The 23,899-nt window shown below is 72.4% G+C and carries 23 protein-coding genes; 9 read left to right on the top strand and 14 right to left on the bottom strand.

Annotated features, from left to right (window positions below):
* The first annotated feature begins 1 nt into the window (after window position 1).
* Together ACFWUZ_RS28230 and ACFWUZ_RS28235 are read left to right on the top strand one after the other, a co-directional pair.
* Complete coding sequence (locus ACFWUZ_RS28230; RefSeq protein ID WP_384378735.1) at window positions 2-424, top strand: thiol-disulfide oxidoreductase DCC family protein; 423 nt, start codon at window positions 2-4, stop codon at window positions 422-424.
* Entirely contained in the window at window positions 417-1,187 is a 771-nt protein-coding gene (locus ACFWUZ_RS28235) for a TetR family transcriptional regulator (RefSeq protein ID WP_384378738.1), read from the top strand. The genes ACFWUZ_RS28230 and ACFWUZ_RS28235 overlap by 8 nt, the downstream gene beginning before the upstream one ends.
* On the opposite strand, the gene ACFWUZ_RS28240 is transcribed toward ACFWUZ_RS28235, so the two are convergent.
* The 3 genes from ACFWUZ_RS28240 to ACFWUZ_RS28250 form a co-directional block, all read right to left on the bottom strand.
* On the bottom strand, window positions 1,184-2,740 hold the full coding sequence (locus ACFWUZ_RS28240) for an ABC transporter substrate-binding protein (RefSeq protein ID WP_384378741.1): 1,557 nt from the start codon (window positions 2,738-2,740) through the stop codon (window positions 1,184-1,186). The two genes, ACFWUZ_RS28235 and ACFWUZ_RS28240, sit on opposite strands and share 4 nt — an antisense overlap.
* A 122-nt stretch (window positions 2,741-2,862) precedes the next feature.
* Complete coding sequence (locus ACFWUZ_RS28245) at window positions 2,863-4,233, bottom strand: metallophosphoesterase (protein ID WP_384378744.1); 1,371 nt, start codon at window positions 4,231-4,233, stop codon at window positions 2,863-2,865.
* On the bottom strand, window positions 4,230-4,526 hold the full coding sequence (locus ACFWUZ_RS28250) for an SCO4848 family membrane protein (RefSeq protein ID WP_384378747.1): 297 nt from the start codon (window positions 4,524-4,526) through the stop codon (window positions 4,230-4,232). Before ACFWUZ_RS28250 ends, ACFWUZ_RS28245 begins: the two co-directional genes overlap by 4 nt.
* A 121-nt stretch (window positions 4,527-4,647) precedes the next feature.
* On the opposite strand from ACFWUZ_RS28250, the gene ACFWUZ_RS28255 reads away from it, so the two are divergent.
* The gene (locus tag ACFWUZ_RS28255) at window positions 4,648-5,898 is read left to right on the top strand and encodes a D-alanyl-D-alanine carboxypeptidase family protein (RefSeq protein WP_384378750.1); all 1,251 of its coding nucleotides are present in this window, start codon (window positions 4,648-4,650) and stop codon (window positions 5,896-5,898) included.
* Between the two features lie 19 nt (window positions 5,899-5,917).
* Here the strand turns inward: ACFWUZ_RS28255 and ACFWUZ_RS28260 are convergent, their stop codons facing one another.
* The 4 genes from ACFWUZ_RS28260 to glyA all read right to left on the bottom strand — a co-directional run bounded on the left by ACFWUZ_RS28260 (window position 5,918) and on the right by glyA (window position 10,329).
* Window positions 5,918-6,916, bottom strand: coding sequence for a YihY/virulence factor BrkB family protein (locus ACFWUZ_RS28260; RefSeq protein WP_384378753.1), 999 nt, complete (start codon window positions 6,914-6,916; stop codon window positions 5,918-5,920).
* A 166-nt stretch (window positions 6,917-7,082) separates the two neighbouring features.
* On the bottom strand, window positions 7,083-7,682 hold the full coding sequence (locus ACFWUZ_RS28265; protein ID WP_384378756.1) for a 2'-5' RNA ligase family protein: 600 nt from the start codon (window positions 7,680-7,682) through the stop codon (window positions 7,083-7,085).
* Window positions 7,683-7,767: 85 nt separating this feature from the next.
* Window positions 7,768-8,781: a tryptophan--tRNA ligase gene (gene trpS / locus ACFWUZ_RS28270; protein WP_384378759.1), complete on the bottom strand. Its 1,014-nt coding sequence runs from the start codon at window positions 8,779-8,781 to the stop codon at window positions 7,768-7,770.
* A 279-nt stretch (window positions 8,782-9,060) separates the two neighbouring features.
* Window positions 9,061-10,329, bottom strand: a complete 1,269-nt coding sequence (gene glyA, locus ACFWUZ_RS28275) for a serine hydroxymethyltransferase (RefSeq protein ID WP_384378762.1) — start codon at window positions 10,327-10,329, stop codon at window positions 9,061-9,063.
* Window positions 10,330-10,573: 244 nt separating this feature from the next.
* Here glyA and rocD point away from each other — a divergent pair, with 244 nt between their 5' ends.
* Window positions 10,574-11,779, top strand: coding sequence for an ornithine--oxo-acid transaminase (rocD, locus tag ACFWUZ_RS28280; RefSeq protein WP_384378765.1), 1,206 nt, complete (start codon window positions 10,574-10,576; stop codon window positions 11,777-11,779).
* A gap of 98 nt (window positions 11,780-11,877) precedes the next feature.
* Here rocD and ACFWUZ_RS28285 read toward each other — a convergent pair whose 3' ends face one another.
* Both ACFWUZ_RS28285 and ACFWUZ_RS28290 read right to left on the bottom strand, forming a co-directional pair.
* On the bottom strand, window positions 11,878-13,080 hold the full coding sequence (locus ACFWUZ_RS28285) for a glutathionylspermidine synthase family protein (protein ID WP_384378768.1): 1,203 nt from the start codon (window positions 13,078-13,080) through the stop codon (window positions 11,878-11,880).
* Window positions 13,081-13,105: 25 nt separating this feature from the next.
* Window positions 13,106-13,402, bottom strand: coding sequence for a hypothetical protein (locus ACFWUZ_RS28290; protein ID WP_384378771.1), 297 nt, complete (start codon window positions 13,400-13,402; stop codon window positions 13,106-13,108).
* A 112-nt stretch (window positions 13,403-13,514) separates the two neighbouring features.
* On the opposite strand from ACFWUZ_RS28290, the gene ACFWUZ_RS28295 reads away from it, so the two are divergent.
* Together ACFWUZ_RS28295 and ACFWUZ_RS28300 are read left to right on the top strand one after the other, a co-directional pair.
* Window positions 13,515-14,363, top strand: coding sequence for a hypothetical protein (locus tag ACFWUZ_RS28295; RefSeq protein ID WP_384378923.1), 849 nt, complete (start codon window positions 13,515-13,517; stop codon window positions 14,361-14,363).
* 398 nt (window positions 14,364-14,761) lie between these two features.
* Window positions 14,762-16,573: a hypothetical protein gene (locus ACFWUZ_RS28300; RefSeq protein ID WP_384378774.1), complete on the top strand. Its 1,812-nt coding sequence runs from the start codon at window positions 14,762-14,764 to the stop codon at window positions 16,571-16,573.
* A gap of 103 nt (window positions 16,574-16,676) precedes the next feature.
* Here ACFWUZ_RS28300 and ACFWUZ_RS28305 read toward each other — a convergent pair whose 3' ends face one another.
* Window positions 16,677-18,071, bottom strand: a complete 1,395-nt coding sequence (locus ACFWUZ_RS28305) for a PLP-dependent aminotransferase family protein (RefSeq protein WP_384378777.1) — start codon at window positions 18,069-18,071, stop codon at window positions 16,677-16,679.
* 46 nt (window positions 18,072-18,117) lie between these two features.
* Between ACFWUZ_RS28305 and ACFWUZ_RS28310 the strand changes: the two genes are divergently transcribed.
* Complete coding sequence (locus ACFWUZ_RS28310) at window positions 18,118-18,621, top strand: carboxymuconolactone decarboxylase family protein (RefSeq protein WP_384378780.1); 504 nt, start codon at window positions 18,118-18,120, stop codon at window positions 18,619-18,621.
* A gap of 90 nt (window positions 18,622-18,711) precedes the next feature.
* Here the strand turns inward: ACFWUZ_RS28310 and ACFWUZ_RS28315 are convergent, their stop codons facing one another.
* Window positions 18,712-19,701 (bottom strand): malate dehydrogenase, encoded by a 990-nt coding sequence (locus tag ACFWUZ_RS28315; RefSeq protein ID WP_384378783.1) that lies wholly within the window; start codon window positions 19,699-19,701, stop codon window positions 18,712-18,714.
* A 196-nt stretch (window positions 19,702-19,897) separates the two neighbouring features.
* Window positions 19,898-20,527 (bottom strand): short chain dehydrogenase, encoded by a 630-nt coding sequence (locus ACFWUZ_RS28320; RefSeq protein ID WP_384378786.1) that lies wholly within the window; start codon window positions 20,525-20,527, stop codon window positions 19,898-19,900.
* Between the two features lie 70 nt (window positions 20,528-20,597).
* On the opposite strand from ACFWUZ_RS28320, the gene ACFWUZ_RS28325 reads away from it, so the two are divergent.
* Window positions 20,598-21,494 (top strand): LysR family transcriptional regulator, encoded by an 897-nt coding sequence (locus ACFWUZ_RS28325; protein ID WP_384378789.1) that lies wholly within the window; start codon window positions 20,598-20,600, stop codon window positions 21,492-21,494.
* Window positions 21,495-21,533: 39 nt separating this feature from the next.
* Here ACFWUZ_RS28325 and ACFWUZ_RS28330 read toward each other — a convergent pair whose 3' ends face one another.
* Window positions 21,534-22,154, bottom strand: a complete 621-nt coding sequence (locus ACFWUZ_RS28330) for a DUF3017 domain-containing protein (protein WP_384378792.1) — start codon at window positions 22,152-22,154, stop codon at window positions 21,534-21,536.
* Complete coding sequence (locus ACFWUZ_RS28335) at window positions 22,144-23,004, bottom strand: bifunctional methylenetetrahydrofolate dehydrogenase/methenyltetrahydrofolate cyclohydrolase (RefSeq protein ID WP_384378795.1); 861 nt, start codon at window positions 23,002-23,004, stop codon at window positions 22,144-22,146. The genes ACFWUZ_RS28330 and ACFWUZ_RS28335 overlap by 11 nt, the downstream gene beginning before the upstream one ends.
* A 242-nt stretch (window positions 23,005-23,246) precedes the next feature.
* On the opposite strand from ACFWUZ_RS28335, the gene ACFWUZ_RS28340 reads away from it, so the two are divergent.
* Window positions 23,247-23,876, top strand: coding sequence for a hypothetical protein (locus ACFWUZ_RS28340; RefSeq protein WP_384378798.1), 630 nt, complete (start codon window positions 23,247-23,249; stop codon window positions 23,874-23,876).
* The last annotated feature ends 23 nt before the right edge of the window (window positions 23,877-23,899 follow it).

The raw sequence follows: 23,899 nt of genomic DNA on the forward strand, positions 1-23,899 counted from the left end.
CATGGCAGCGGTGCGCGAGCTGACGGTCCTGTACGACGCCAACTGCCCGCTCTGCGTCCACATCCGGCACTGGCTGCACACCCAGCACAAGCTGGTCCCGATCGCCCTGGTCCCCGCGGCGTCCTTCGAGGCGCAGCGCCGGTTCCCCGACCTGGACCACGCGTCGACGCTGCGGGAGGTCACCGTGGTCGGGGACCGGGGGCACGTGTGGACCGGTACGGACGCCTTCATCATGTGCCTGTGGGCGCTGAGCGAGCACCGGCCGAGGGCGAACTGGCTCTCCACACCGGCCGGTCGGCCCTTCGCCAAGGCGGCCATGTTCGCGGCGTCCCGGTGGCGGCAGGCCGTCCGGTCCGACGGACCGGAGGAGCAGGCCTGTGACGACCGGTGCTCCGTCCCGGATAGGCTCATCCACCGTGACTGATCAGAAGGCTCCCAAGAGCGAGCAGACCCGCACGCTCATCCTCGAAACCGCGCTCCGTCTCTTCCAGGAGCGTGGTTTCGACAAGACGACGATGCGGGGTATCGCGAAGGAGGCCGGTGTCTCGGTCGGCAACGCCTACTACTACTTCGAATCGAAGGAACACCTGGTCCAGGGGTTCTACGACCGGATCGGCGCCGCTCACCAGGCGGCGGTCCGGCCCATCCTGGACAGCGAGACCGATCTGCAGAAGCGGCTCGCGGGCGTACTGACGAGCTGGATGGACATCGCCGCCCCCTACCACGAGTTCGCGTCCCAGTTCTTCAAGAACGCGGCGGACCCGGAGAGCCCGCTCAGCCCGTTCTCGCCGGAATCGGAACCCGCGCGTCAGGCGGCGATCGCCATCCACCGCGAGGTGCTGGCGGAGGCGAAGACCAAGGTTCCGGCCGAGCTGGCCGACGTCCTGCCGGAGCTGATGTGGCTCTCGCAGATGGGTCTGGTCCTGTACTGGGTCTTCGACCGTTCGCCGAACAGCGAGAAGACGCGGCGGCTCGCCGAGCGCGGCGCGCAGCTGACGACCCGTGGCATCGTCCTGGCCCGGTTCCGGGTGCTGCGCCCGCTGGTGCGGGAAGTGCACGAGCTGTTCTCGGACTTCCTGCCGGGCATGGCCCAGACGGCGGCCTCGCGAGCGGTCTCGGGCCAGAAGGCCTCCGCACCGGACCCGGACCCGAGCCCGGACGCAGCCCCGGCCACGGGCAAGGCCTAGAGCCAGTCGAGTTCCCACAGGCGCCAGACGCCGGTGCCGTCGGAGAGGTGCTGGGCTCCGGTGACGGCCTCGCGGGACATCACGTAGTCCTTCTTCTGCCAGATCGGGAGCATCGGGACCTGCTGGGAGACCAGCTTCTGGAGCTCGCGGAAGTCGGCGGCGGCGGCGCTCCGGTCCGAGAAGGACTGGGTGCGGGAGATGAGGGCGTCGACGTTCTTGTCGGAGAAGCCGTTGTTCATGGAGGAGTCGGCGCCGACGAGCGGGGCGAGGAAGTTGTCCGCGTCGGGGAAGTCGGCGATCCAGCCGATGGTGTAGGCGTCGAACTCGCCCGCCGCGTAGGCCTTCTGGAAGTCTCCCCACTCCTCGACCGGCTTGATCGTCAGCTGGAAGAGGCCGGTGGACTCCAGCTGCCGCTTGATCTCCTCGGCCTCGGGCTGGTTCGCTCCGCGCATGTTGACACCGAGGGTGACGGCGACGGGGGTCGCGATCCCCGCGTCCTTGAGGAGCTTCTTGGCAGCGGCTCCGTTGGGCGTCGGGTGGGTGTCGAAGAAGGGCGTGCCGTGCGCGGCGATGCCGGCCGGTACGAGGGAGTAGAGCGGGGTGACCGTGCCCTTGTAGACCTCGGACGCCAGCTGGGAGCGGTCGAGGACGGCGGCGGCGGCCTGCCGGACGGCGGGCGCGGCGGTGGAGGAGCCGGGGCGGACGTTGAAGACCACGGACCGGATCTCGGTACCGCCGGAGGCCTGGTAGCGGGTGTCCTTGAGGCCCGGGTTGAGGCCGGCGAGCACCTCGGGGGGCATTTCCCGGTGGGCGACCTCGACGTCGCGGTCCTTCCAGGCCTGGTTGAGCTGGGCCGAGTCCTTGTAGTACTTGACGGTGACGGGTCCGTTGGCGGGCTTGGCCTGGCCCTTGTACGAGGTGTTGGGCTTGAGCTCGATGCTGCTGCCCGCCTTGTACCCGGCGAGCGCGTACGGTCCCGAGCCGTCGACCTTGCCGTCCTCGCGCAGGGCCTTGGCCGGGTACTTCTCCTGGTCGACGATCGAGGCGGCGCCCGTCGCGATCTTGAAGGGGAAGGTGGCGTCGGGTGCGGAGAGGTTGAAGGTGACCGTGCGGCCCTCGGCCTTGACCGAGTCCAGGGTGTTGAACAGCGGGGCCGGACCCTGCTCGGAGTTGATCGCCTTGATCCGGTCGAAGGAGTGCTTGACGTCCTGGGCAGTGATCGACCGGCCGTTGGAGAACTTCAGCTCGGGGCGGAGCTCGCACTGGTAGGTGGTGAGCTTCTGGCCGACGAAGTTGCAGGAGGACGCGGCGTCGGGTGCGGGGGTGTCGGAGCCGGGCTTGATCGTCAGCAGGGCCTGGTAGACGGTGCTGAACAGGGCCCAGGAGCCGGCGTCGTACGCCCCGGCGGGGTCGAGGGACGAAACGACGTCGCTCGTGCCGACCCGGATCGCGCCGCTGCCGTTGCCGTCCCCGGGCAGCAGCTGCCAGGCGCCCACGCCGGCGAGGCCGAGGACCAGCCCGGCCGCGATGATCTTAGAGCGGACAGACCGCATCCCGTGAACCCCACCCTTGTACCGCAGACAGCGGTGCGCTGTCCGATTACCGGTCATCCCATCACGGAATTTCGGCCACCGGAAGGGTCGTCCTCCGGTGGCCGCTGGGTGGTTGTACCGGGTCAGGCCTGATATGAGGCGAGTTCTACGACTGTGATGTCGGACGGCGCCCCCACCCGGACCGGAGGCCCCCAGGCACCGGCGCCCCGGGAGACGTACAGCTGCGTGTCCCCGTACCGCTCCAGGCCGGCGAGCGTCGGGTTGGCCAGCTCGGCGAGGTAGTTGCCCGGCCACAGCTGCCCGCCGTGGGTGTGCCCGGAGAGCTGGAGGTCGACCCCGTGCCGGACGGCGTCGTGGATGACGACCGGCTGGTGGGCGAGGAGTACGGCGGTGCGCGCCCGGTCCCGGTCGCCGAGGGCCGCCCCGAAGTCGGGGCCCTGGCCCTCGGTCTCCCCCGCGATGTCGTTCACGCCCGCGAGGTCGAAGTGCGGCAGGGCGCGGCGGGCGTTCTCCAGGGGCGTCAGGCCCAGCTCGCGGACGTGGTCGACCCACTGCTGCGCGCCGGAGAAGTACTCGTGGTTGCCGGTGACGAAGTACGAGCCGTGGCGGGCGGTGAGCCCGCGCAGCGGTTCGGCCGCCCGCCCGAGGTCCTGGACGGAGCCGTCCACCAGGTCGCCGACGATCGCGATGAGGTCGGGCTGGGTGCCGTTGACGGCGTCGACGATGCGCTGGGTGTGGGCGCGGCCGAGGACCGGGCCCAGGTGGACGTCGCTGACGACGGCGATGCGGAAGCCGTGCGCCGCGCGGGGCAGCTTGGCGAGGGGCACCTGGACCCGCTTGACGCTCGGGCCGCGCAGGACCCCGTACGCGCCGTGCCCGACGGTGGCCACGGCCACGGCTGCGGCGGCGCCGCCGACCGTCCGCGCGACGAACGTGCGGCGGCTCAGCGTCGGCCTGCCGGGTGCGCCGGGCTCGGAGCCGGAGCCCTGCGGCGCGTCGGCGGGAGCCGGGTCCCGGACGCCGTCAGGGGCCTCGGCCGGAGCAGGGGCGTCGCCTTCGGCCGGGGCCGGGCCGGCTCCGGCGGGGGCGCTCCCGGCGCCGGGCTGCGCGGCGCCGGTGACCGCGGCCACCACGGCCGGCGCCGGCGCCGGGGAGCCCGCGAAGGTGTCCCGGTGGGCCAGACGGCGGAGCAACAGCGCGCGGATCGGCTCCGCCACCAGCATCGTCAGGGTCAGGTAGAGGAGCACCGCCAGCCAGAGGAACCCCGGCCAGGCCACCGTCTGCTGGAGCCGGAACGGGGCTCCGGCGCGGCCCGTGGTCAGGGCGGCCACAGAGAGGAGGGGCAGGGCGATGGCCAAGGCCGTACCGATGCGCCGGGGCAGGCGGCCGGGGGCCGTGGTGTCCCGGACCAGGCGGATCCAGAGCCAGCGGTGCACGAGCACCAGCAGGGCGAGGACCGCCAGCGCGACCAGGGCGAAGACCGCGGTCTTCATGCGCCCGCCCCCGTCCCCGGGCCGGTGTCCGTACCCGTGTCCGCGCCCGTGCGTGATCCGCTCCGCAGCGCCCGCACCCCGCGCAATCCGATCACTCCGACGGCCGTCCCCAGGAGAAAGGAGGTCACCGCGAGGAGCAGGTGCACCCAGAAGTACGACGTGGGGTCACCCGCCGCATCGAACGCGAGGCCACTGCCGTTCTTCCACAGGTTCCGGACGAAAGACACCCAGATGAACCAGCTCCACACTCCGAAGGCGAGCAGGAACCAGGAGGCGGCACGGCTCAGTCTCATGCCCCCAGTATCGGTTTCCTCCCCGGGACGGACGCGCCGGGGTGGGCTGTCCCGGCGGTGGTTGCGCGGTTTTGGCCGGTCCACGAGGGCGGACAGCCGATCGGGATGTACTTTCACCTGCGTGTATGCCAAAAAGACCGCGCTGGCGGTCCTTTCCGCCGCGCTGCTGCTCCCCGCGATGCTCGTGGCGCCCGCACACGGCGCGCCGACGACACCCCCGCCGCCGGCCGACGGGAAGGGCGGGCCGCACAAGGCCCCCGCGGCGGCTGCGCCCCCGGCGTCCATGTCCACGGTCGGCGGCTCCCTGCTAGGCCAGCCGGGCACCCAGGTGAACCTGCTGCCGGGTGCGCCCGCGCTGCCGACCAGCCTCACCGGGCGGTCGTGGATCGTGGCGGACGCGGAATCGGGCGAGGTCCTGGCGGCGCACAACGCGCACTGGCGGCTCCCGCCGGCCTCCACCATGAAGATGCTCTTCGCGGACACCGTGCTGCCCAGCCTCCCCAAGGAGCAGGTCCACAAGGTGACCGACCAGGACATGGAGGGCGTCGGCCCGGGGAGCAGCCTGGTCGGGGTCAAGGAGGACCACGAGTACAGCGTCCACGACCTGTGGCTGGGGGTGTTCCTGCGGTCGGGGAACGACGCCGTGCACGTGCTTTCGGCCATGAACGGCGGTATCGACAAGACCGTCAAGGACATGCAGGCGCACGCCGAGGAGCTGCAGGCCCTGGACACGCACGTGGTCTCCCCGGACGGGTACGACTCGCCGGAGCAGGTCTCCAGCGCGTACGACCTGACCCTCATCGCCCGCTCGGGGCTGCAGAAGCAGGACTTCCGCGAGTACTGCGGCACGGTCGAGGCGAAGTTCCCGGGCCTGCAGGTGGAGGGGAAGCCGCGGGACTTCTTCGAGATCCAGAACACCAACCGGCTGATGACGGGCGCGGGCGGCCTCTCCCCTTACAAGGGCATCGCCGGGGTGAAGAACGGCAACACCACGATGGCCGGCTCCACCTTCACCGGGGCGGCCCAGCAGGGGTCCAGGAAGCTGCTGGTCACGGTGATGAACCCGGGCGCGGGCGGGGCCAACTCGGTGTACGAGGAGACCGCCGCGCTCTTCGACTGGGGCTTCGCGGCGGCGGGGAAGGTGAAGCCGGTGGGTGAGCTGGTGCCGCCGAAGGGCGCGGACACCACGCCCCACGGTTCCCCGGCCCAGTCGCACGAGAACAACCCGTCGGCCGGCGGGCCCGGCGGGGGCGGGGCCGGGACCGCGCTCGCCGTCGCGGGCGGGGTGCTGGCCGTCCTGGCGGGCGGCGCCTTCGTGGTCAACCGCCGCTGGCCGCGCGGCCGCCGGGGCCGGGGCGAGGAGTTCGTGTAGCGGGTGCCCGTCAGCCCGTCTAGGAGGTGCCGGGCGCCGGGGTCCGGCCGGGGCGCGGGGCCGGGTCCCCGTCCCGGCCGGGGGCCGCGGGGTCGGTGGGGGCGGTGGGGGCCGCGGTGTCGGTGGGGTGCTCCGGGTTCTCGGGGTCCTCGGCGCCGTCCCCGTCGCTGTCGTCGCGGGTCGCCGTCCAGGAGGCGACGAACAGCAGCAGCTTGGCCGTGAAGTTGATCCACAGCAGCAAGGCGATCGGCACGCCGAAGGCCCCGTACATGCTCTTCGCCGCGACCTCCCGCATGTAGCCGCTGAGCAGCAGCTTGAGCAGTTCGAAGCCCGCCGCGCCGATGAGGGCCGCCTGGATCAGGCGGCCGCGCGGCGGTTCGACGCCGGGCAGCAGGGTCAGTACGTAGAGCAGCAGCAGGAAGGCGGCCAGGACCCCGACGAGGAAGGCCCCGGTGCGCAGCAGTGCGCCGCCCGCGCCGTCGCGCGGGATGCCCAGCCATTCGGCGGATTTCCCGACCGCGCTGGCCCCGAAGATCGAGGCCGCGGCGGAGGCGAGGCTCACGCCGCCGAGGCCGAGGAGGACGAGGCCGTCCTTGCCCTTGCGGAGGATGGGGTTCCCGTCCTCCTCGTCGTCCTTCTCCCACACCGCGCGCAGGCAGTCCCGCATCGAACCGATCCAGCCGACGCCGGTGAAGAGCAGGATCACGGCGGCGACGAGTCCGACGGTGCCCGCGTTCGCGACGAGCGCGTCGAGGTCGAGCTGTTCGGAGATGCCGGGGACCTGCTCGGAGAGGTTCTTCTGGAGCGTGTCGAGCTGCTCCTGGCTGAGCAGGGCCGCTCCGACGGCGGCGGCCACGGTGATCAGCGGGAAGAGGGCGAGGAAGCTGATGAAGGTGATCGCGGCGGCCAGACGCGTCCAGTGCACGCGGTCGAGGCGCTCGTAGGAACGCCACGCGTGGGTTCTCATGAACCGGGCCGCCAGGGGCCCGATCACCGGAATCTTCGTCAGCCAGTCCATGGCGTCACCGTAATTGAGCTGCCGGAAATATCCGGGATTGTCTGATCCGGGGACTACGGTCGTCGTTTGTGACTTTTCGCGAAGTGCCCCGGACGGGCCGCCCGTTCCACGCCCTGGTCCTGCGCGGGCTCAGGTTCCGTGCCCGTCAGGCCCTGCGGCCGCTCCGTCAGGAGGGCCGTACGGGCGCCTCCGCCGCAGCGGCGTCGGCGGGCGAGCCCAGCTGCGGCGGCACGGTGGCCGGCCCGGTCCCGAAGGGGTACTCGCGCAGCTTGCGCCACACCCCGTCCGAACCTTGCTCGTAGAGGGCGAAGCCCTCGCAGACCCATGCGGCGGCGTAGTCGGCGAGGGTCGTGAACGCCTGGTCCATCGCCTCCTCGGAGATCCCGTGGGCGACCGTGACGTGGGGGTGGTACGGGAAGGCCAGCTCGCGGTCGAGCGGTCCCTCGGGGTCCCGGACCCGGCCCTGGAGCAGGGTGCAGTCCGGGGCGCCCTCGACGACCTGGACGAAGACGACCGGCGAGAGCGGGCGGAAGGTTCCCGTCCCGGCCAGCCGCATCCCGAAGGTGCGGAAGGACGCCGCGACCTCGGACAGGTGGGCCCGGATCTGCGGGAGCCGCTCGGCCTCCACCTCGGTGGGCGGCACAAGGGTGACATGCGTGGGGATGCCGTGCGCGGCGGCGTCCCCGAAGCCGGCGCGCAGCTCCTGGAGCTGGCTGCCGTACGGCTCCGGGACCGCGATCGAAACGCCGAGCGTTACGGTCCCCACGAATCTCTCCTCCGCTTGTCTGCTTGGGTGCTGCCGACCCAGTGTGGCGCCAGCACCCCCGGTCCCGCCAGGGCCCTCTTTTCCGTCAGTGCTTGGCGGGCAGGAAACCGAGTCGATCGTACGTCTGTGCGAGCGTTTCGGCGGCGACCGCGCGGGCCTTCTCCGCGCCCTTGGCCAGGATGGAGTCCAGCGTCTCGGGGTCGTCCAGGTATTCCTGGGTGCGCTGCTTGAACGGTGTGACGAAGTCGACCATCACGCCGGCCAGGTCGGTCTTCAGCGCGCCGTAGCCCTTGCCCTCGTACTTCGCCTCCAGGGCGGGGACCGTCTCGCCCGTGAGGGTGGAGTAGATCGTGAGCAGGTTGCTGACGCCGGGCTTGGCCGCCACGTCGAAGCGGACCTCGGCCTCGGTGTCGGTGACCGCGCTCTTGATCTTCTTCTCGGTGACCTTGGGCTCGTCGAGGAGGTTGATCAGGCCCTTGGGGGAGGAAGCCGACTTCGACATCTTGATCGCCGGGTCCTGGAGGTCGTAGATCTTCGCGACCTCCTTGACGATGTGCGCGGCGGGCAGGGTGAAGGTCTGGCCGAAGCGCTGGTTGAAGCGCTCGGCCAGGTCGCGGGTCAGCTCGATGTGCTGGCGCTGGTCCTCGCCGACCGGGACGGCGTTCGCCTGGTAGAGCAGGATGTCGGCGACCTGGAGGATCGGGTACGTGAACAGGCCGACGGTGGCGTTGTTGACACCGCCCTTGGCGGACTTGTCCTTGAACTGCGTCATCCGGCTGGCCTCGCCGAAACCGGTGATGCAGTTCATGACCCAGCCGAGCTGCGCGTGCTCGGGCACGTGGCTCTGGATGAAGAGCGTGCAGCGCTCGGGGTCCAGGCCGGCGGCGAGGAGCTGCGCGGCGGAGAGGCGGGTGTTCGCGCGGAGGTGCTCGGGGTCCTGCGGCATGGTGATCGCGTGCAGGTCGACGACCATGTAGAACGCGTCGTGCGTCTCTTGCAGGGCGACGTACTGACGGATGGCTCCGAGGTAGTTCCCGAGGTGGAACGAGCCGGAGGTGGGCTGGATGCCGGAGAGCGCGCGAGGACGATCAGAAGCCATGGCCCCATTCTCTCAGGTGCGGGGGCGGGCTCCGGCCCGCCGCTGGCCGGATCCGTCCGGGCCGCCCCGCCCCCGCCCGTGCCGCGCCGCGGTACCGGGCGGTAGCGGGGCGGCCGGATCCAGCCTCGGCCGAGCGACCGCTTTCCGCCGGGCCGCTGCGCGGTGCCCGGGCCCGGCTGTCCGGCCGCGGCTCCGGCCCGCACCCGGCGCCTCCGGCACGGGCACACCCTCAAGCGCGGGGGTGCGGGGGGCCAGCGCCCCCGGCAACGGCGCCGCGGGTCAGGACAGGGGCAGGCCCGGGGCCGGGAAGGCGGCCATGAGGTCCGCGACCTCGGCCCGGATCGCCCCGAGTGCGGCCTCGTCCCCCTTGGCGGCTGCGTCCACCGCCCGCGAGATCCACTCGGCGACCACCGGCATGTGCGCGGCCCCGAGCCCGCGCGACGTCAGCGACGGGGTGCCGATCCGGATGCCCGAGGGGTCGAACGGCTTGCGGGGGTCGAACGGGACCGTGTTGTAGTTGACGACGATGCCGGCCCGGTCGAGGGCCTTGGCCGCGGTCTTGCCGGGGAGGCCCTTGCCGGTCAGGTCGATCAGGACCAGGTGGTTGTCCGTACCGCCCGAGACCAGGTCGAAGCCCCGCTCCAGCAGGGCCGCCGCCAGCGCCTTCGCGTTGGCGACCACCCCGTGCGCGTAGGCGGTGAAGGACGGCTGCGCCGCCTCGTGCAGGGCCACGGCGATGCCCGCGGTGGTCTGGTTGTGCGGGCCGCCCTGGAGGCCGGGGAAGACCGCCTTGTCGATGGCCTTCGCGTGCTCCTCGCGGCACATCAGCATCGCGCCGCGCGGGCCGCGCAGGGTCTTGTGGGTCGTGGTCGAGATGACGTCCACGTGCCCGGCCGGAGACGGGTGGGCGCCGCCCGCGATCAGACCGGCGATGTGCGCCACGTCGGCGACCAGGACCGAGCCCGCCTCCTCGGCGATGGAGGCGAAGGCCGCGAAGTCGATCGTGCGGGGAAGGGCGGTGCCGCCACAGAAGATGATCTTCGGGCGTTCGGCGAGCGCCAGCTCGCGCACCGCGTCGTGGTCGATGAGCCCGGTGTCCTGCCGGACGCCGTACTGCACGCCGCGGAACCAGGATCCGGTGGCCGAGACGCCCCAGCCGTGGGTCAGGTGGCCGCCCATCGGCAGGGCCATGCCCATCACGGTGTCGCCGGGCTTCGCGAAGGCCAGGTAGACGGCCAGGTTGGCCGGCGAGCCGGAGTACGGCTGGACGTTGGCGTGGTCCACGCCGAACAGGCCCTTCGCCCGCTCGACCGCCAGGGCCTCGACGCGGTCGATGTTCTGCTGGCCCTCGTAGTAGCGGCGGCCGGGGTAGCCCTCGCTGTACTTGTTCTGCAGGACCGTGCCCGAGGCTTCGAGGACGGCCGCGGACACGTAGTTCTCGCTGGGGATCAGGCGCAGGGTCTGCGCCTGGAGGACTTCCTCCGCCGCGACGAAGGACGCGAGTTCGGGGTCGGTCGCGGACAGGGCGGGATGGCGGCTCGCGGACATGGCGGGCTCCTCCGGGGTCGATGTGATCGGTACCCCGCGAGGCCCAGGCGAGCGGCCCTGTGTGCGGTCGAGCGCGCACGACTCCCCCGGAGTTGGTTCCCCGTACGCCAGTCGCCGTGCGTACCGCCCACCTTAGCGGGCGCGTCACAGGAGAGGTTTCTGCGTCCGGCATACGAGCGACGATAAGAAGGTGACGCCACTCTCGTCACCGGCTCACCCGGCAAGACCGACGATCGGAGACCCCGTGTCGACAACTGCTGATGCCATCCGCTCCGCCGAGGCGCACAGCGCGCACACCTACCATCCGCTGCCCGTGGTGGTCGCTTCCGCGGACGGCGCGTGGATGACCGACGTGGAGGGCCGCAGGTACCTCGACATGCTGGCCGGGTACTCGGCGCTCAACTTCGGCCACGGGAACCGCCGTCTGATCGATGCCGCCCGCACCCAGCTGGAGCGGGTCACGCTCACTTCGCGCGCCTTCCACCACGACCGCTTCGCGGACTTCTGCACCGAGCTGGCCGCGCTGTGCGGCAAGGAGATGGTGCTGCCCATGAACACGGGCGCGGAGGCGGTGGAGACGGCCGTGAAGACGGCCCGCAAGTGGGGTTACGAGGTCAAGGGGGTGCCGGACGGGCACGCCAAGATCGTGGTCGCGGCCGACAACTTCCACGGCCGTACGACGACGATCGTGAGCTTCTCCACCGACCACGAGGCCCGCGACCACTACGGGCCGTACACCCCGGGCTTCGAGATCGTCCCGTACGGGGACCTCACCGCGCTCGCCGCGGCCGTCACGGAGAACACCGTGGCCGTGCTGCTGGAGCCGATCCAGGGCGAGGCGGGGGTGCTGGTGCCGCCCGCCGGGTACCTGAGAGGCGTACGGGAACTGACGCGCGAGCGGAACGTCCTGTTCATCGCGGACGAGATCCAGTCGGGCCTGGGGCGGACCGGCCGGATCTTCGCGTGCGAGCACGAGGGGGTCGTGCCGGACGTGTACCTCCTCGGCAAGGCCCTCGGCGGCGGCGTGGTGCCGGTGTCGGCCGTCGTCGCCGACCGGGACGTCCTCGGGGTGTTCCGGCCCGGCCAGCACGGGTCCACCTTCGGCGGGAACCCGCTCGCCTGCGCCGTGGCCCTGGAAGTCGTCGCGATGCTGCGGACCGGCGAGTACCAGCAGCGCGCCACGGAGCTGGGCGAGCACCTGCTGCGGGAGCTGAACCTGCTGGTCGGGGCGGGGGCGGTGACCGCCGTCCGGGGGCGCGGGCTGTGGGCGGGCGTCGACATCGACCCCTCGCGCGGCACGGGGCGGGAGATCTCCGAGAAGCTGATGGAGCTCGGGGTGCTGGTGAAGGACACCCACGGGGCGACGATCCGGATCGCCCCGCCGCTGGTGATCAGCAAGGAGGACCTGGACTGGGGGCTGGACCAGCTCCGGTCGGTCCTCGGCGTGTAGGGCCCCGGCCGGCGGACCGGCCGGTCGGGCCGGACACCGGTCCGCCCGGCAGGTCCGGGTCCGCCCATCGGTCCCGTCGGTCCCGTCGGTCCGTGCGGCTACAGGATGACGTGGGGCAGGAAGCGGGCGTACTCGTCCGTGACCGGCCCTGCCGACTCGCGGATGCCGAGGCCCGCCGCCTCGTCCTCGACGACCCACGCGCCGAGGACCACCCTGTTGCCGTCGAAGTCCGGCAGCGGGGCCAGCGCCTGGAAGCAGTACCGCTCGCCCTCCTGCGGGACGAACGGCTCGCCGCCCTCGCCCGCCTCGTGGAGGGTGACCCCGGCGCCCTCACGGCCGAGGAGGGGCTTGGCGACGTACCCGGAGGAGCCGGGCTCGGCCAGCTCGCGGGGGCCGTCGAGGTAGGCGGGCAGCAGGTTCGGGTGCTCCGGGAACATCTCCCAGAGGATCGCGAGGAGCGCCTTGTTGGACAGCAGCATCTTCCACAGCGGCTCGATCCAGCAGGTGGTGCCGGAGCCGCCGCCGTGGTCGTAGGTGCCGAGGACCTGCGGGCCGAACTCGTCGGTGGCGAGCCACTCCCACGGGTAGAGCTTGAAGCAGGTCCGGATGAAGCGGAGCTTCTCGTCCACGAACCGGCCGGAGAGGCTGTCCCAGCCGATCTGCTCGACGGACAGGGCCTGGGTCTCCAGGCCGGCCTGCTCGGCGGTCTCCTGGAGGTAGGCCACCGTCATCAGGTCCTCGCCGAGCTCGTCGGACTCGGAGTGCGCGAAGTGGACGGGCCCGGCCGCGAGCAGTTCGGACTGCCGGCGCCAGGCGTCGACGAGGCGCTCGTGGAGCGAGTTCCACTGGTCGGCGCCGGGGAAGCGCTCCTCCATCCAGAACCACTGCGGACTGGCCGCCTCCACCAGCGAGGTGGGGGTGTCCGCGTTGTACTCCAGCATCTTGGCGGGGCTGCCGCTGCCGTCGTAGCGCAGGTCGAAGCGGGCGTAGAGGGAGGGCTGCTCCGCGCGCCGCCGCCAGGACTCGGCGATCAGGGCGGCCAGTTTCGGATCGGTGATGCCGAGGTCCGCGAAGCGGTCGTGCTCCACGATGTGCGCGGCCGCGGCCAGGCACATCGCGTGCAGCTCCTCGACGACGTTCTCCAGTGCCTCGACCTCGGGGAGGGTGAAGGAGTAGTAGGCGCTCTCGTCCCAGTAGGGGCGCAGGGAGTCGTCGGGGTAGCGGGTGAGGGGGTAGATCAGCCCCTGCTCCTCGACGGTCTTCTGCCAGTCGGGACGGGGTTCGATGGTGTGCCGCTTCATGGTGCGCCGTTCCCTCGGGTTGCGGTCAGCCGCCGCTGGAGCCGGAGTGGCTCTTGCCGATGCCGTTGCGGGTGACGGCGGACTTGTCGAAGCTCCCGCCGGAGACCTTGCCGCTCGCGACGGTGCCGCCGTAGTAGTACGCACCGGTCCCGCCCGTCCTGCACTCCTTGTCGTCGAGCTTCTTCAGGGTGGTGCGTGACGCGCAGCGCCGGTCCGGTTCGTCGCTGCTGCCACAGGCCACGAGCGTGGCCGCGAGCAGGCCCATGCCGCCGAGGACGACGGCTCCGGAACGCATACGGCGGTGGCTGGTGCTGCTGTCCATGTCTGCTGCTCCCCCTAGTGGCGTGCTCCCGACAGACTAGATCCAGGCACCCCGCCGATGGAATCCGGTCGGCGTGAGAACGGTGACCTACAGTCAGTTCGTGCTGATTGGGATGGTTTGCGCGCTGGGTGCCGCGGTCTGCTTCGGTACGGCGTCCGTCCTGCAGGCCATGGCGGCGCGCGCCGCGGAGCCGGGGACGGGCTCCGGCGTGGACCCGGCGCTGCTGCTGCGGGCCGCCCGGCAGTGGCGGTACCTGGCGGGGCTGGGCCTGGACGCGGCCGGCTTCGTCCTCCAGATCGCCGCCCTGCGCCACCTCCCGATCTACGCCGTGGGCGCCGCGCTGGCCGCCAGCCTGGCCGTGACGGCCGTGGTCGCGGCGCGGCTGCTGCGGGTGCGGCTCTCACGGGCGGAATGGACCGCGGTGGCCGTGGTGTGCGCCGGGCTGCTGATGCTGGGGCTGGCCTCGGGGGAAGAGGGCTCGGGGTCGGGCCCGGCGGCCCTCGGGCCGGCGCTGCTGGCGGTGACGGGGCTGGTGCTGCTGGTGGGTGCGGCGGCCGGCCGGCTGCCGGATCGCTGGCGCGCGCTGGTCCTGGGCCTCGCGGCGGGCACGGGCTTCGGGGTGGTGGAGGTGGCGGTCCGCCTCATCGACGACTTCTCCCTCGCCGAGCTGCGCAATCCGGCGCTGTACGCCCTGCTCGTCGGCGGCGGCGCGGCCTTCCTGCTGCTGACCTCGGCGCTCCAGCGGGGCTCCGTGACGGCGGCGACGGCCGGGATGGTCCTCGGGGAGACGATCGGGCCCGCGGCGGTCGGGGTGGCGTGGCTCGGGGACCGCACTCGCGAGGGGCTGGCATGGCTGGCGGTGACCGGCTTCGTGGTGGCCGTCGTGGGCGCGCTCTTCCTGGCCCGCTTCGGCGAACCCCCGCCTCCCGCCGCACCGGCGGAACCGGCCCCGGCCCCGTGAGGGGTGCGGCCCCCTGACGGGCACGGCGCCGGGTGCCGCGCGCGGGGCCGGCCGGTGCTCGGGCGCCGGAGCTGGACGTCACGGCCCGTGAGACGGAACACTACGACGCCAAGATCCCGCCCTGGTTTCCTGTCCGGCCGGGGCGCGCCCGGGCTGCCAACGCGGCCCGGTCCCCGCCGTGTCGGCCGCCTCGCGATCACCGGGCCGGGCCCGCGTCCGGGCACCAGGTCGGCGGGCGGAGGCCCGGTGCCGGTTTGCTAGCGTGGCGTGGACGTCCCGTGGACATTCCCGGGACGTTCCGTGGCGGCCGGGTCCCCAGCCGACGCCCGCTGACCTCGCTCGCCCCGTCGAGCCGGCCCGACCTGCGGCAGAGCGCCGCTTCACGGAAGCGAATAGACATGACGGATTTGGCACCGAACATAGTCGGCGCCCCCTCCAGCACGTCGGACGGCGCCACGCGCGCCTCGTCCGCCGGGACGTCGAAGGCCCGGCCGGGAGGCCGCTTCGACCGCTGGACCGAGAAGCGCTGGTTCCTCCCGCTGGGGGAGGTCGTGGTCAGTGTCGTCGTCGCTCTCGGGTTCATGCTGCTGTGCACCCGGATCGAGGTCAACCCCGTCACCCGGATCGGCCAGGTCAGCGGCCTCGCCAAGCTCCAGGAGTACGTGGCTCTGATCGGCATCCCCGTCCTCGCGGTGCTGCTGTTCCTCGCCTACCGGGGCACCCTGCGCTACTACCAGGTCGCGCAGCGGCTGGTGTGCGCGGCCCTCGCGGGCCTGGGCACCGGCATCGTCGCCGGCGGCATCGCCGTCGCCCTGAACGGCACGCCGTGGGGCCTGGGCGGCCAGGAGGGCGACCCCGGCAACCTCATGGGCATGGCCAACGACATGATGCGCGGCAAGGGCCTGCCGGGGGTCTACCCCCCGCTGTTCCCCGCGCTGCTCGCGCTCTGGGCCAAGGCCTTCCACAACGGCATCGCCGAGGTGGGCCACGCGCTCAAGGACCTGCAGCTCATCCTCAGTGCGCTGGTCGGGCCGATGGCCTACCTCGCGTGGCGGATGCTGCTGCGCCCGTTCTGGGCGATGGCCATCGCCGTGCCGGCCTCGATCGTCTTCCTCGACCCGATCCGCCCGTACAGCCACGGCTCCATGCTCGTGCTGGTGCCGCTGCTGGCGGCCTGCTTCCGCGAGATCCGCCGGGCCGACGAGCTCTCGACGCGTGCGGCGGTGCTGCGCGGCCTCGGCTTCGGCGCCGTGTTCGGCGTGATGTTCCTCTGGTACTCGGGCTGGTACCTGTGGGCCGCGCCGGGCTCGTTCCTCCTCGCCCTGCTGCTGTTCCCGTGGCGCCGGGGCCGGGTCGCGATCCGGCGCGCGGTGCTCTTCCTCGGCACCATCCTGGTCACCGCCCTCGTGATCGGCGCGCCGCTGGTGTACCAGCTGGTCCGTCTGGGCGCCACGACGAAGGACCGCTACGCGTACATCAACACCTACATCGACCCGGCCTACGTGCTGGGCTGGGCGTCCGACCGCGCCGGTGACCTGACCTACCACAACTTCCCGGTGTCGGGCGAGCTGGCCGGCCAGACCGGCTTCGGCGTCATGCTGCTCCTGGGCGTGGGCATCGGCGTGGGTCTCGGCCTGCGCAACATCGTGGTCCGCACCGCGGGCTTCGTCCTCGCCGGCGCCTGGCTGCTGCGCTTCTGGTTCGCCTCCCAGATGGAGCACAACCAGGCCGTCCAGCTGTACCCGCGCACCACCTGGATCATCTTCTACTGCCTGATCATCCTGGCCGTCCTCGGCCTGATGCTCACGTACGAGCGCGTCTTCGGCTGGATCCGCGGCACGCTGAAGGAGGTCGCCCCGGCCCGGGCCGCCCGGATCTCGCCGCGCGCGCTGTCCCAGCTCGCCGCCGGTCTGATCTGTGCGATCGCGCTGTTCGCCACCATGGGCGGCTCGTGGTCGGCCAACCGCTTCATGCCGTCCACCAGGACGGGCGTCGAGGACCTGGGGCTGGACGCGCTGCGCGCCCACCTGCAGCAGCTGGACAACGGCAAGTGCCCCAAGTACTCGCCGAACAAGGGCAAGCAGGACTGCAAGCCGGTCAACATGAAGCTGTCCGAGTACACCTTCGTGCCGGACCAGCCCATGCTCTGGTGCGCCAACGCGGGCGGCAAGGACCACGACCTCGTCTGCGGCCGCCCGACGAAGAAGTAACCGCTCGGGTCTGTCTGCCGCGAGGGGGAACGGCGTGTCCGTTCCCCCTCGCGGCATGTCCGGACGGGCTCGGTGACCTGGCCTGCCCCCGCCGGGACGCCCGCTACGGCAGGACCGCCGACAGCGCCGCCAGCGTCGGGGTCCACGCGCTGTCCGGCGGTGCCCCGTAGCCGATCACCAGCGCGTCCCGGGGCGGCAGGTCCGCTTCGGGGTGCCGGAAGGACGACAACCCCTGGAGGGCGAGGCTCTGCCAGGCCGCAGCCTGGAGCGCCGCGCGTTCCGTGCCGGCGGGGAGGTCCAGCACGGCGTGCAGCCCCGCGGCGATGCCGGAGACGGCGACCCGGCCCGACAGGGCGGCCACCACCTCGTTCCGGCGGCGCCGGTAGCGCAGCCGCATGCCGCGCACGTGGCGGTCGTAGGCCCCCGAGGTGATGAACTGCGCGAGGGTGAGCTGCTCCAGGGCGCTGGAGGTCCAGTCGAATCCGCCCTTGGCGGCCAGGACCTCGTCGAGCAGCCCCGGCGGCACGACCATCCAGCCCATGCGCAGCCCCGGCGCCAGCGACTTGCTCGCCGTGCCGAGGTACACCACCCGGTCGGGGTCGAGCCCTTGCAGCGCCCCCACCGGGATGCGGTCGTAGCGGAACTCCCCGTCGTAGTCGTCCTCCAGGATCAGCCCGCCCGTGGTACGGGCCCAGTCGACGGCCGCCGACCGGCGGGCCGGGGTCAGGGCGGCGCCGGTCGGGAACTGGTGCGCCGGGGTGAGCAGGACGGCGCCCGGCCCCGCCCCCAGCTCCCCCGTACGGGCCCCCTCGCCGTCCACACCGATCGGCCGGGTCCGCAGCCCCGCCGCGTCCAGCAGGCCGCGGTGGATGTCGAGGCTGTACGCCTCCACCGCCACCTCCCGGACCCGCCGCGCCCGCAGCACCCCGGCGAGCAGCTTCAGCCCGTGCGCGAAGCCGGCGCACAGCACGATCCGGTCGGGGTCCGCGTAGACGCCGCGGGCCCGCGCCAGGTATCCGGCCAGGGCCTCCCGCAGCTCGATCCGGCCGCGGGCGTCGACCGCGTACCCGAAGGCCTCGTTCGGCGCCTCGGTCAGGGCCCGCCGGGCCGCCGACAGCCAGGCCGCGCGCGGGAAGCCGCCCAGGTCCGGGGAGCCGGGGAGCAGGCTGTACGAGGGCCCGCGGCGGGCGGGCCTGCGGACCGGTCCGGCTCCGGCGGGGCGACGCGGCCGGGCCCGTTCGGCGACCCGGGTGCCGGAGCCCTGCCGGGCCGTCAGCCAGCCCTCGGCGACCAGCTCGGCGTAGGCCTCCGCGACCGTGTTGCGGGCGATCCGCAGGTCGGCGGCGAGCGAACGCGAGGACGGCAGCCGGGTGCCCGGGGCCAGCCGCCCGCTGCGCGCGGCCTCACGGAGGGCCTCGGCGAGCCCTGCTCTCAGTCCGCGCCCGGCGGACAGCTCCAGGTGCAGGTCGGTGCCGAAAGCGGCCCACGATTCCGTCATGGATATGGACCATATCGGCGGTCCGCCCGGCTCCTACGGTGGAGCCATGACGACGACGAGCGAAACCCCGGTCCACGCCCCCGAACAGCCCTCCCGCATGCAGTGGCACCAGCTCGCCCCCGAGGTCTACAAGGCCATGGTGGGCCTGGACATCGTGGCCCGTCAGGGCCTCGACCCGGCGCTGGTGGAGCTGGTGAAGATCCGCTCCTCGCAGCTCAACCACTGCGCGTTCTGCCTGGACATGCACGCCAAGGACGCCCTGGCGGCGGGCGAGAGCGTGGAGCGGATCGTGCAGCTGGCCGCCTGGGAGGAATCGCGGCACTTCTACACCGGGAAGGAGCTCGCGGCCCTCGAACTGACGGAGGCGGTCACCGTCCTGACGGACGGTTTCGTCCCCGACGAGGTGTACGCGAGGGCCGCCGGGCAGTTCGAGGAGGCCGAGCTGGCCCGGCTGATCGCCCTGATCGCGACGATCAACGCCTGGAACCGGCTCGCCGTCACCACCCGCATGGCTCCGGGCCACTACGCCCCGGGCGCGGCCAAGCGCTGAGACGCGCCGCCGGGTTCACCGTCCGGCCGCGTACGCCAGGAGGCCCCGGCGCGGTGCGCCGGGGCCTCCTGTGACGACGATCGGGTCCGGTCAGATCAGACCGAGCTCGCGGACCGCGTCGCGCTCCTCGGAGAGCTCCTGCACGGACGCGTCGATGCGGGTGCGGGAGAACGCGTTGATGTCCAGGCCCTGGACGATCTCGTACTTGCCGTCCTTGCAGGTGACGGGGAAGGAGGAGATCAGGCCCTGCGGGACGCCGTACGAGCCGTCCGACGGGATGCCCATGGAGGTCCAGTCGCCCTCGGCGGTGCCGTTGACCCAGGTGTGCACGTGGTCGATGGCGGCGTTGGCGGCCGAGGCGGCCGAGGACGCGCCACGGGCCTCGATGATCGCGGCGCCGCGCTTGGCGACGGTCGGGATGAAGGTGTCGGCGAGCCACACCTCGTCGTTGACGACCTCGGCGGCGTTCTTGCCGGCGATCTCCGCGTGGAAGACGTCCGGGTACTGGGTGGCCGAGTGGTTGCCCCAGATGGTCAGGCGCTTGATGTCGGTGACGTCGGCACCGGTCTTCTTGGCGAGCTGCGAGATCGCGCGGTTGTGGTCCAGGCGGGTCATCGCGGTGAAGCGCTCGGCCGGTACGTCCGGGGCGGCGGCCTGCGCGATGAGCGCGTTGGTGTTGGCCGGGTTGCCCACGACCAGGACCTTGATGTCGTCCGCGGCGTGCGCGTTGATCGCCGCACCCTGCGGCTTGAAGATGCCGCCGTTGGCCTGGAGCAGGTCACCGCGCTCCATGCCCTTGGTGCGGGGGCGGGCGCCGACGAGCAGGGCGACGTTCGCACCCTCGAAGCCCTGGTTCGGGTCGTCGAAGATGTCGATGCCCTTGAGCAGCGGGAACGCGCAGTCGTCGAGCTCCATCGCGGTACCCTCGGCGGCCTTCATGCCCTGAGGGATCTCCAGAAGACGGAGCTTGACCGGCACGTCCGCGCCGAGCAGGTGACCGGAAGCGATGCGGAAGAGCAGCGCGTAGCCGATCTGGCCGGCGGCGCCGGTCACGGTGACATTCACGGGAGTGCGGGTCATGGCCTTCTCCGTTAGACAGCTGGCGGTCGGGGCGTCCCCGCCCCCTGTGCTGGAGGACGCCGCTCCCCTGTGAATCTTGACGTGAAGAGACATCCGCGGTCAGGCTATCCGACCCGCGGGCGGCCGAACCCCCGGGTACCTGTGGTGCACGGCACACGGCCCAAGGGGTTCGAAGGCGGAATCGAAGGTGCGGCCCTCATTCGATGCGGAAGATCTGCCCCGTGCGGTGCCCTTCGACCGACTTGACGTACGCGTGGGCCGCCCGGGCCACCGGCACGGCGTCGAATCCCGCGAAGGTGTCCCCGTACACGTCGAGGGACTCCACGAACACGGTCGGGCTGACCGCGTTGATCCGCTGGCGGCCGGGGAGTTCGATGGCCGCGGCCCGTACGAAGGCCTCGACCGCGCCGTTGACCAGGGAGGCGACCGAGCCGGTGAGCAGGGGCTCGCGGGCCAGGACGCCGGTGACCAGGGTGTACGAGGCGTGCGCGGGCAGCCGGTGGATCCCCTGGCGGACGAGTTCGATCTGGCTGACGGCCTTGCCCTCCAGGCCCTCCCGGACCTCCTCGGTGGTCAGCCGGTCCAGCGGACGCCACGGGGTGCTGCCCGCCGCGACGGCCAGCGCGTCGACCGCTGTCGCCGGGTCGGCGGCGGCCCGGGCCCCGATCTCGTCGTACATCGCCCGGACGGACCCGGGATCGGTGATGTCGACCTGGATGTCGGCGTCCTTGCGGGAGGCGGTGACGACCCGGTGGCCGCGCTCGCGCAGGGCGGTGTGCACCGCTCGGCCGAGGGTTCCGTTCGCTCCGATGAGTAGCACGTTCATGGAGAGAGCCTCTCGCCCCCTGAGGATGAAGTCCAGCTACCTCTTCTTCATCGACACTTAAGATGAACTCATGCTTGATGTGAAGCGGCTGGTCATCCTGCGGGACCTGGCAGAACACGGACGGGTGACCTCGGTCGCCGGTCTGCACGGCGTCACCCCCTCCGCCGTGTCGCAGCAGCTGCGGGCTCTGGAGTCGGAGGCCGGTGCGGCACTGGTCGAGCGCGAGGGGCGCGGACTGCGGCTCACGGCGGCCGGCTCGGCGCTGGCAGCGGCCTGCGAGCCCGTACTGGCCGCGCTGGAACGGGCGGCGGGTGCCGTACGGGCCCTGGACGACGACCTGAGCGGGGAGCTGGTCATCGGCTGCGCCCCGAGCGCGCTGGCCACGGTCGCGGCACCACTGGTGGCCGAGCTGGCGGCCCGGCATCCGGGGCTGCGGCCGCGCATCGTGCAGGCCGATCCGGAGGAGGCCGTACCGCGGCTGCGGGCGCGCCGCCTGGACCTCGCGGTGACGTACGACTACCCCCTGCTCGGGGCCCCGCCCGCGCCCGGGACCCACGCGGTGCGGCTGTTCGAGGACCCGCTCTGCCTGGCGCTGCCACAGGACCTGCTGCCCGCCTGGGAACGGGAGGGGCTCGCGGCCCTGCGGGAGGCCGACTGGGTCTCGGCCCCGGCTCCGAGCAGTTGCCGCGAGATGATGCTGCACGCCTGCCGGAACTCCGGATTCACCCCGCGTGTCGCGCACGAGTGCGGGGACCTGCGGGCCGGGCTGTGGCTCGTCGCCACCGGGCACGCCGTATCGATCCTGCCGCGGCTGCTGTGCGACGCCCCACCGCCCGGCACCGCCGTACGGGAGCTCCCCGGCCCCGGACGGACCCTGGACGCCCTGGTCCGGTCGGGGACCGAGACGGCACCCGCCGTCGCGGCCGCCCTCGCGGCGCTGGGCGCGCTGCCGCGGGGCGCCGCCTGACGGCCCGTGCGCGCCGGGGGCCGGACCGGGAACGGCCGCTCAGCGCACGGTGAAGCGGACCGCGCTCTCCAGGAAGGGGACGTTCAGCAGCGGCTTGGGCTCCATGACCAGCGCGAGCAGGGTGATCGCCACGCCGAGCAGCCCGTACGTGACCATGTCCGTGAAGCGGGAGCGCACGGCGAGCATCCCCACCGAGGGCAGCAGGCGCCGCAGGACCGAGGCCACGATCAGGGCCACGCCGATGACGAGGCAGCCGATGCGCGGCTGTCCCACGGCCGTGGTCAGCAGTCCGGCCGCGGTGGCGGTGAGGACGGCGAGCATCGGCCACTGGCGGACGGGGGTGGACACCGCCCCGGGGACGGCGCGGCCGCTGCCCTCGGGCCGGGCGGTGTCCCGGGTGACGGACGGGAACCGGCGGGACCTGGCCGACCCGGTGGCGAGCGCCCGCCCGGACGCGGCGGCAGCCCTGGAGGCGGACGGGGCGGCGGACGGGGCGGCGGGCCCGGCCGCACCGGACGACCCGGCGGATCCGGCGGATCCGTTCGACGCGGCGGGACTTGGTGCGGCGGATCCGTTCGACGCGGCGGATCCCGACGCCGGGCCCCGGACGGGCTCGGGCGTCGCGCCCGCAGCGGGCTCCGCGCCCGGTTCAGCCCGCACTGCTGGTCCGTTCCGCCGCCTCGACCACGTTGACCAGCAGCTGGGCGCGGGTCATCGGGCCGACGCCACCCGGGTTCGGGGAGATCCAGCCCGCCACCTCGGCCACACCGGGGTGCACATCGCCGACGATCTTGCCCTGCTCGTCCCGGCTGACGCCCACGTCGAGCACGGCCGCGCCCGGCTTCACGTCCTCCGGCTTGACCAGGTGCGGGACACCGGCCGCCGCGACGACGATGTCGGCGCGGCGCAGCAGCCCGGAGAGGTCCCGCGTACCGGTGTGGCAGAGCGTCACGGTGGCGTTCTCGGACTTGCGGGTCAACAGCAGGCCGATGGAGCGCCCGACGGTGATGCCGCGGCCGAGGACGACGACGTGCGCGCCGTTGATCTCGACTCCGTGGTGGCGCAGCAGTTCGACGATCCCGAACGGGGTGCAGGGCAGCGGACCCGGCTCGTTCAGTACGAGGCGGCCCAGCGACATCGGGTGCAGGCCGTCGGCGTCCTTCGCCGGATCCATCAGCTCCAGGACCCGGTTGGTGTCGATGCCCTTGGGCAGCGGGAGTTGCACGATGTAGCCCGTGCACTGCGGGTCGGCGTTGAGTTCGCGTACGACCGCCTCGATGTCCTCCTGGGAGGCCGTCGCGGGCAGTTCGCGCTGGATGGAGGCGATGCCGACCTCGGCACAGTCCTTGTGCTTGCCGTTGACGTACCAGCGGCTGCCCGGGTCGTCACCGACCAGCAGGGTGCCGAGGCCGGGGGTGACACCCCGCGCCTTCAGGGCCGCCACGCGGGCGGACAGTTCGGACTTGATCGCGGCCGCGGTGGCCTTGCCATCGAGAATCTGGGCGGTCATGACCCCATCCTCCCGGATGGAGCGGTCCCGGTTCCAGTCAAGGGTCTCACCGGAGCGTGCGGTTCATTGCACTTGCACAACAAGTGACCGGCCTCACGACAACCAACTGGACAAGGCCGGTCCGGGGCGACGACGATGCAGCGAAAGAGTGCCGCGGGCAGTGCCGGGGGGGCGGACCGCAAGTTGCAGAGTTCCTCCGCGCGTGCCGTGCGTCCCCGCACTTCCACGGAGGAACACCTCATATGAGTTTCGGCGACCCCAACAACCCGTACGGGCAGCAGCCCCAGAACCCGCAGGGCGGCCAGCCCGGCTACGGCTACCCGCAGCAGGCCCCGCAGGGCGTCCCGCCCCAGGGCGGCTACGCCTACCCGCAGCAGGGTGCTCCCGCCGGCTACCCGGCCGGCCCCGGCGGCTTCCCGGGTGCGCCGGTGGAGATGCCGGGCGGCGTCAAGGGCGCCCGCATCATGCTCTTCATCCTCGGCGGCCTGCAGGCCCTGGGCGCCGTGGTCACCATGGTCGCCTCCGCCTGGATCGCCGAGATGATCTCGGGCGCCGACACCACCGGCTCGGGCCTCAGCGACACCGACACCGAGAACGCCGCCGCCATCGGCGGGGCCGTCATGATCGGCATGGGCGTCATCATCCTGCTGTTCGCGCTGTGGGGCATCCTCACCGCCGTCAAGCTGCCCAAGGGCCGCAGCGGCATCCGCATCTCGGGCATCATCTACGCCTCGGTCATCACCCTGTTCAGCCTCATCAGCCTGCTGACCGCGAACGTCTTCGCGCTCATCAGCCTGGTGCTCGGCATCCTGATCATCGTCTTCCTCGCCAAGAGCGACGCGAGCCAGTACTTCAGCCGCCCGCAGTACTAGGCACACCGGCAGGAACCGGCCCC

Source organism: Streptomyces sp. NPDC058646 (assembly GCF_042716875.1).
Taxonomy (GTDB): Bacteria; Actinomycetota; Actinomycetes; order Streptomycetales; family Streptomycetaceae; genus Streptomyces.

Coding starts and splice junctions, on each gene's coding strand:
- ACFWUZ_RS28295 (WP_384378923.1), top strand. CDS start 13,515: ATGGTTTGCGCGCTGGGTGCCGCGGTCTGCTTCGGTACGGCGTCCGTC.
- ACFWUZ_RS28315 (WP_384378783.1), bottom strand. CDS start 19,701: ATGACCCGCACTCCCGTGAATGTCACCGTGACCGGCGCCGCCGGCCAG.
- ACFWUZ_RS28340 (WP_384378798.1), top strand. CDS start 23,247: ATGAGTTTCGGCGACCCCAACAACCCGTACGGGCAGCAGCCCCAGAAC.
- ACFWUZ_RS28250 (WP_384378747.1), bottom strand. CDS start 4,526: ATGAGACTGAGCCGTGCCGCCTCCTGGTTCCTGCTCGCCTTCGGAGTG.
- ACFWUZ_RS28240 (WP_384378741.1), bottom strand. CDS start 2,740: ATGCGGTCTGTCCGCTCTAAGATCATCGCGGCCGGGCTGGTCCTCGGC.
- ACFWUZ_RS28325 (WP_384378789.1), top strand. CDS start 20,598: ATGCTTGATGTGAAGCGGCTGGTCATCCTGCGGGACCTGGCAGAACAC.
- trpS (WP_384378759.1), bottom strand. CDS start 8,781: ATGGCTTCTGATCGTCCTCGCGCGCTCTCCGGCATCCAGCCCACCTCC.
- ACFWUZ_RS28230 (WP_384378735.1), top strand. CDS start 2: ATGGCAGCGGTGCGCGAGCTGACGGTCCTGTACGACGCCAACTGCCCG.
- ACFWUZ_RS28305 (WP_384378777.1), bottom strand. CDS start 18,071: ATGACGGAATCGTGGGCCGCTTTCGGCACCGACCTGCACCTGGAGCTG.
- ACFWUZ_RS28310 (WP_384378780.1), top strand. CDS start 18,118: ATGACGACGACGAGCGAAACCCCGGTCCACGCCCCCGAACAGCCCTCC.
- ACFWUZ_RS28285 (WP_384378768.1), bottom strand. CDS start 13,080: ATGAAGCGGCACACCATCGAACCCCGTCCCGACTGGCAGAAGACCGTC.
- ACFWUZ_RS28320 (WP_384378786.1), bottom strand. CDS start 20,527: ATGAACGTGCTACTCATCGGAGCGAACGGAACCCTCGGCCGAGCGGTG.
- glyA (WP_384378762.1), bottom strand. CDS start 10,329: ATGTCCGCGAGCCGCCATCCCGCCCTGTCCGCGACCGACCCCGAACTC.
- ACFWUZ_RS28260 (WP_384378753.1), bottom strand. CDS start 6,916: ATGGACTGGCTGACGAAGATTCCGGTGATCGGGCCCCTGGCGGCCCGG.
- ACFWUZ_RS28300 (WP_384378774.1), top strand. CDS start 14,762: ATGACGGATTTGGCACCGAACATAGTCGGCGCCCCCTCCAGCACGTCG.
- ACFWUZ_RS28245 (WP_384378744.1), bottom strand. CDS start 4,233: ATGAAGACCGCGGTCTTCGCCCTGGTCGCGCTGGCGGTCCTCGCCCTG.
- ACFWUZ_RS28290 (WP_384378771.1), bottom strand. CDS start 13,402: ATGGACAGCAGCACCAGCCACCGCCGTATGCGTTCCGGAGCCGTCGTC.
- ACFWUZ_RS28335 (WP_384378795.1), bottom strand. CDS start 23,004: ATGACCGCCCAGATTCTCGATGGCAAGGCCACCGCGGCCGCGATCAAG.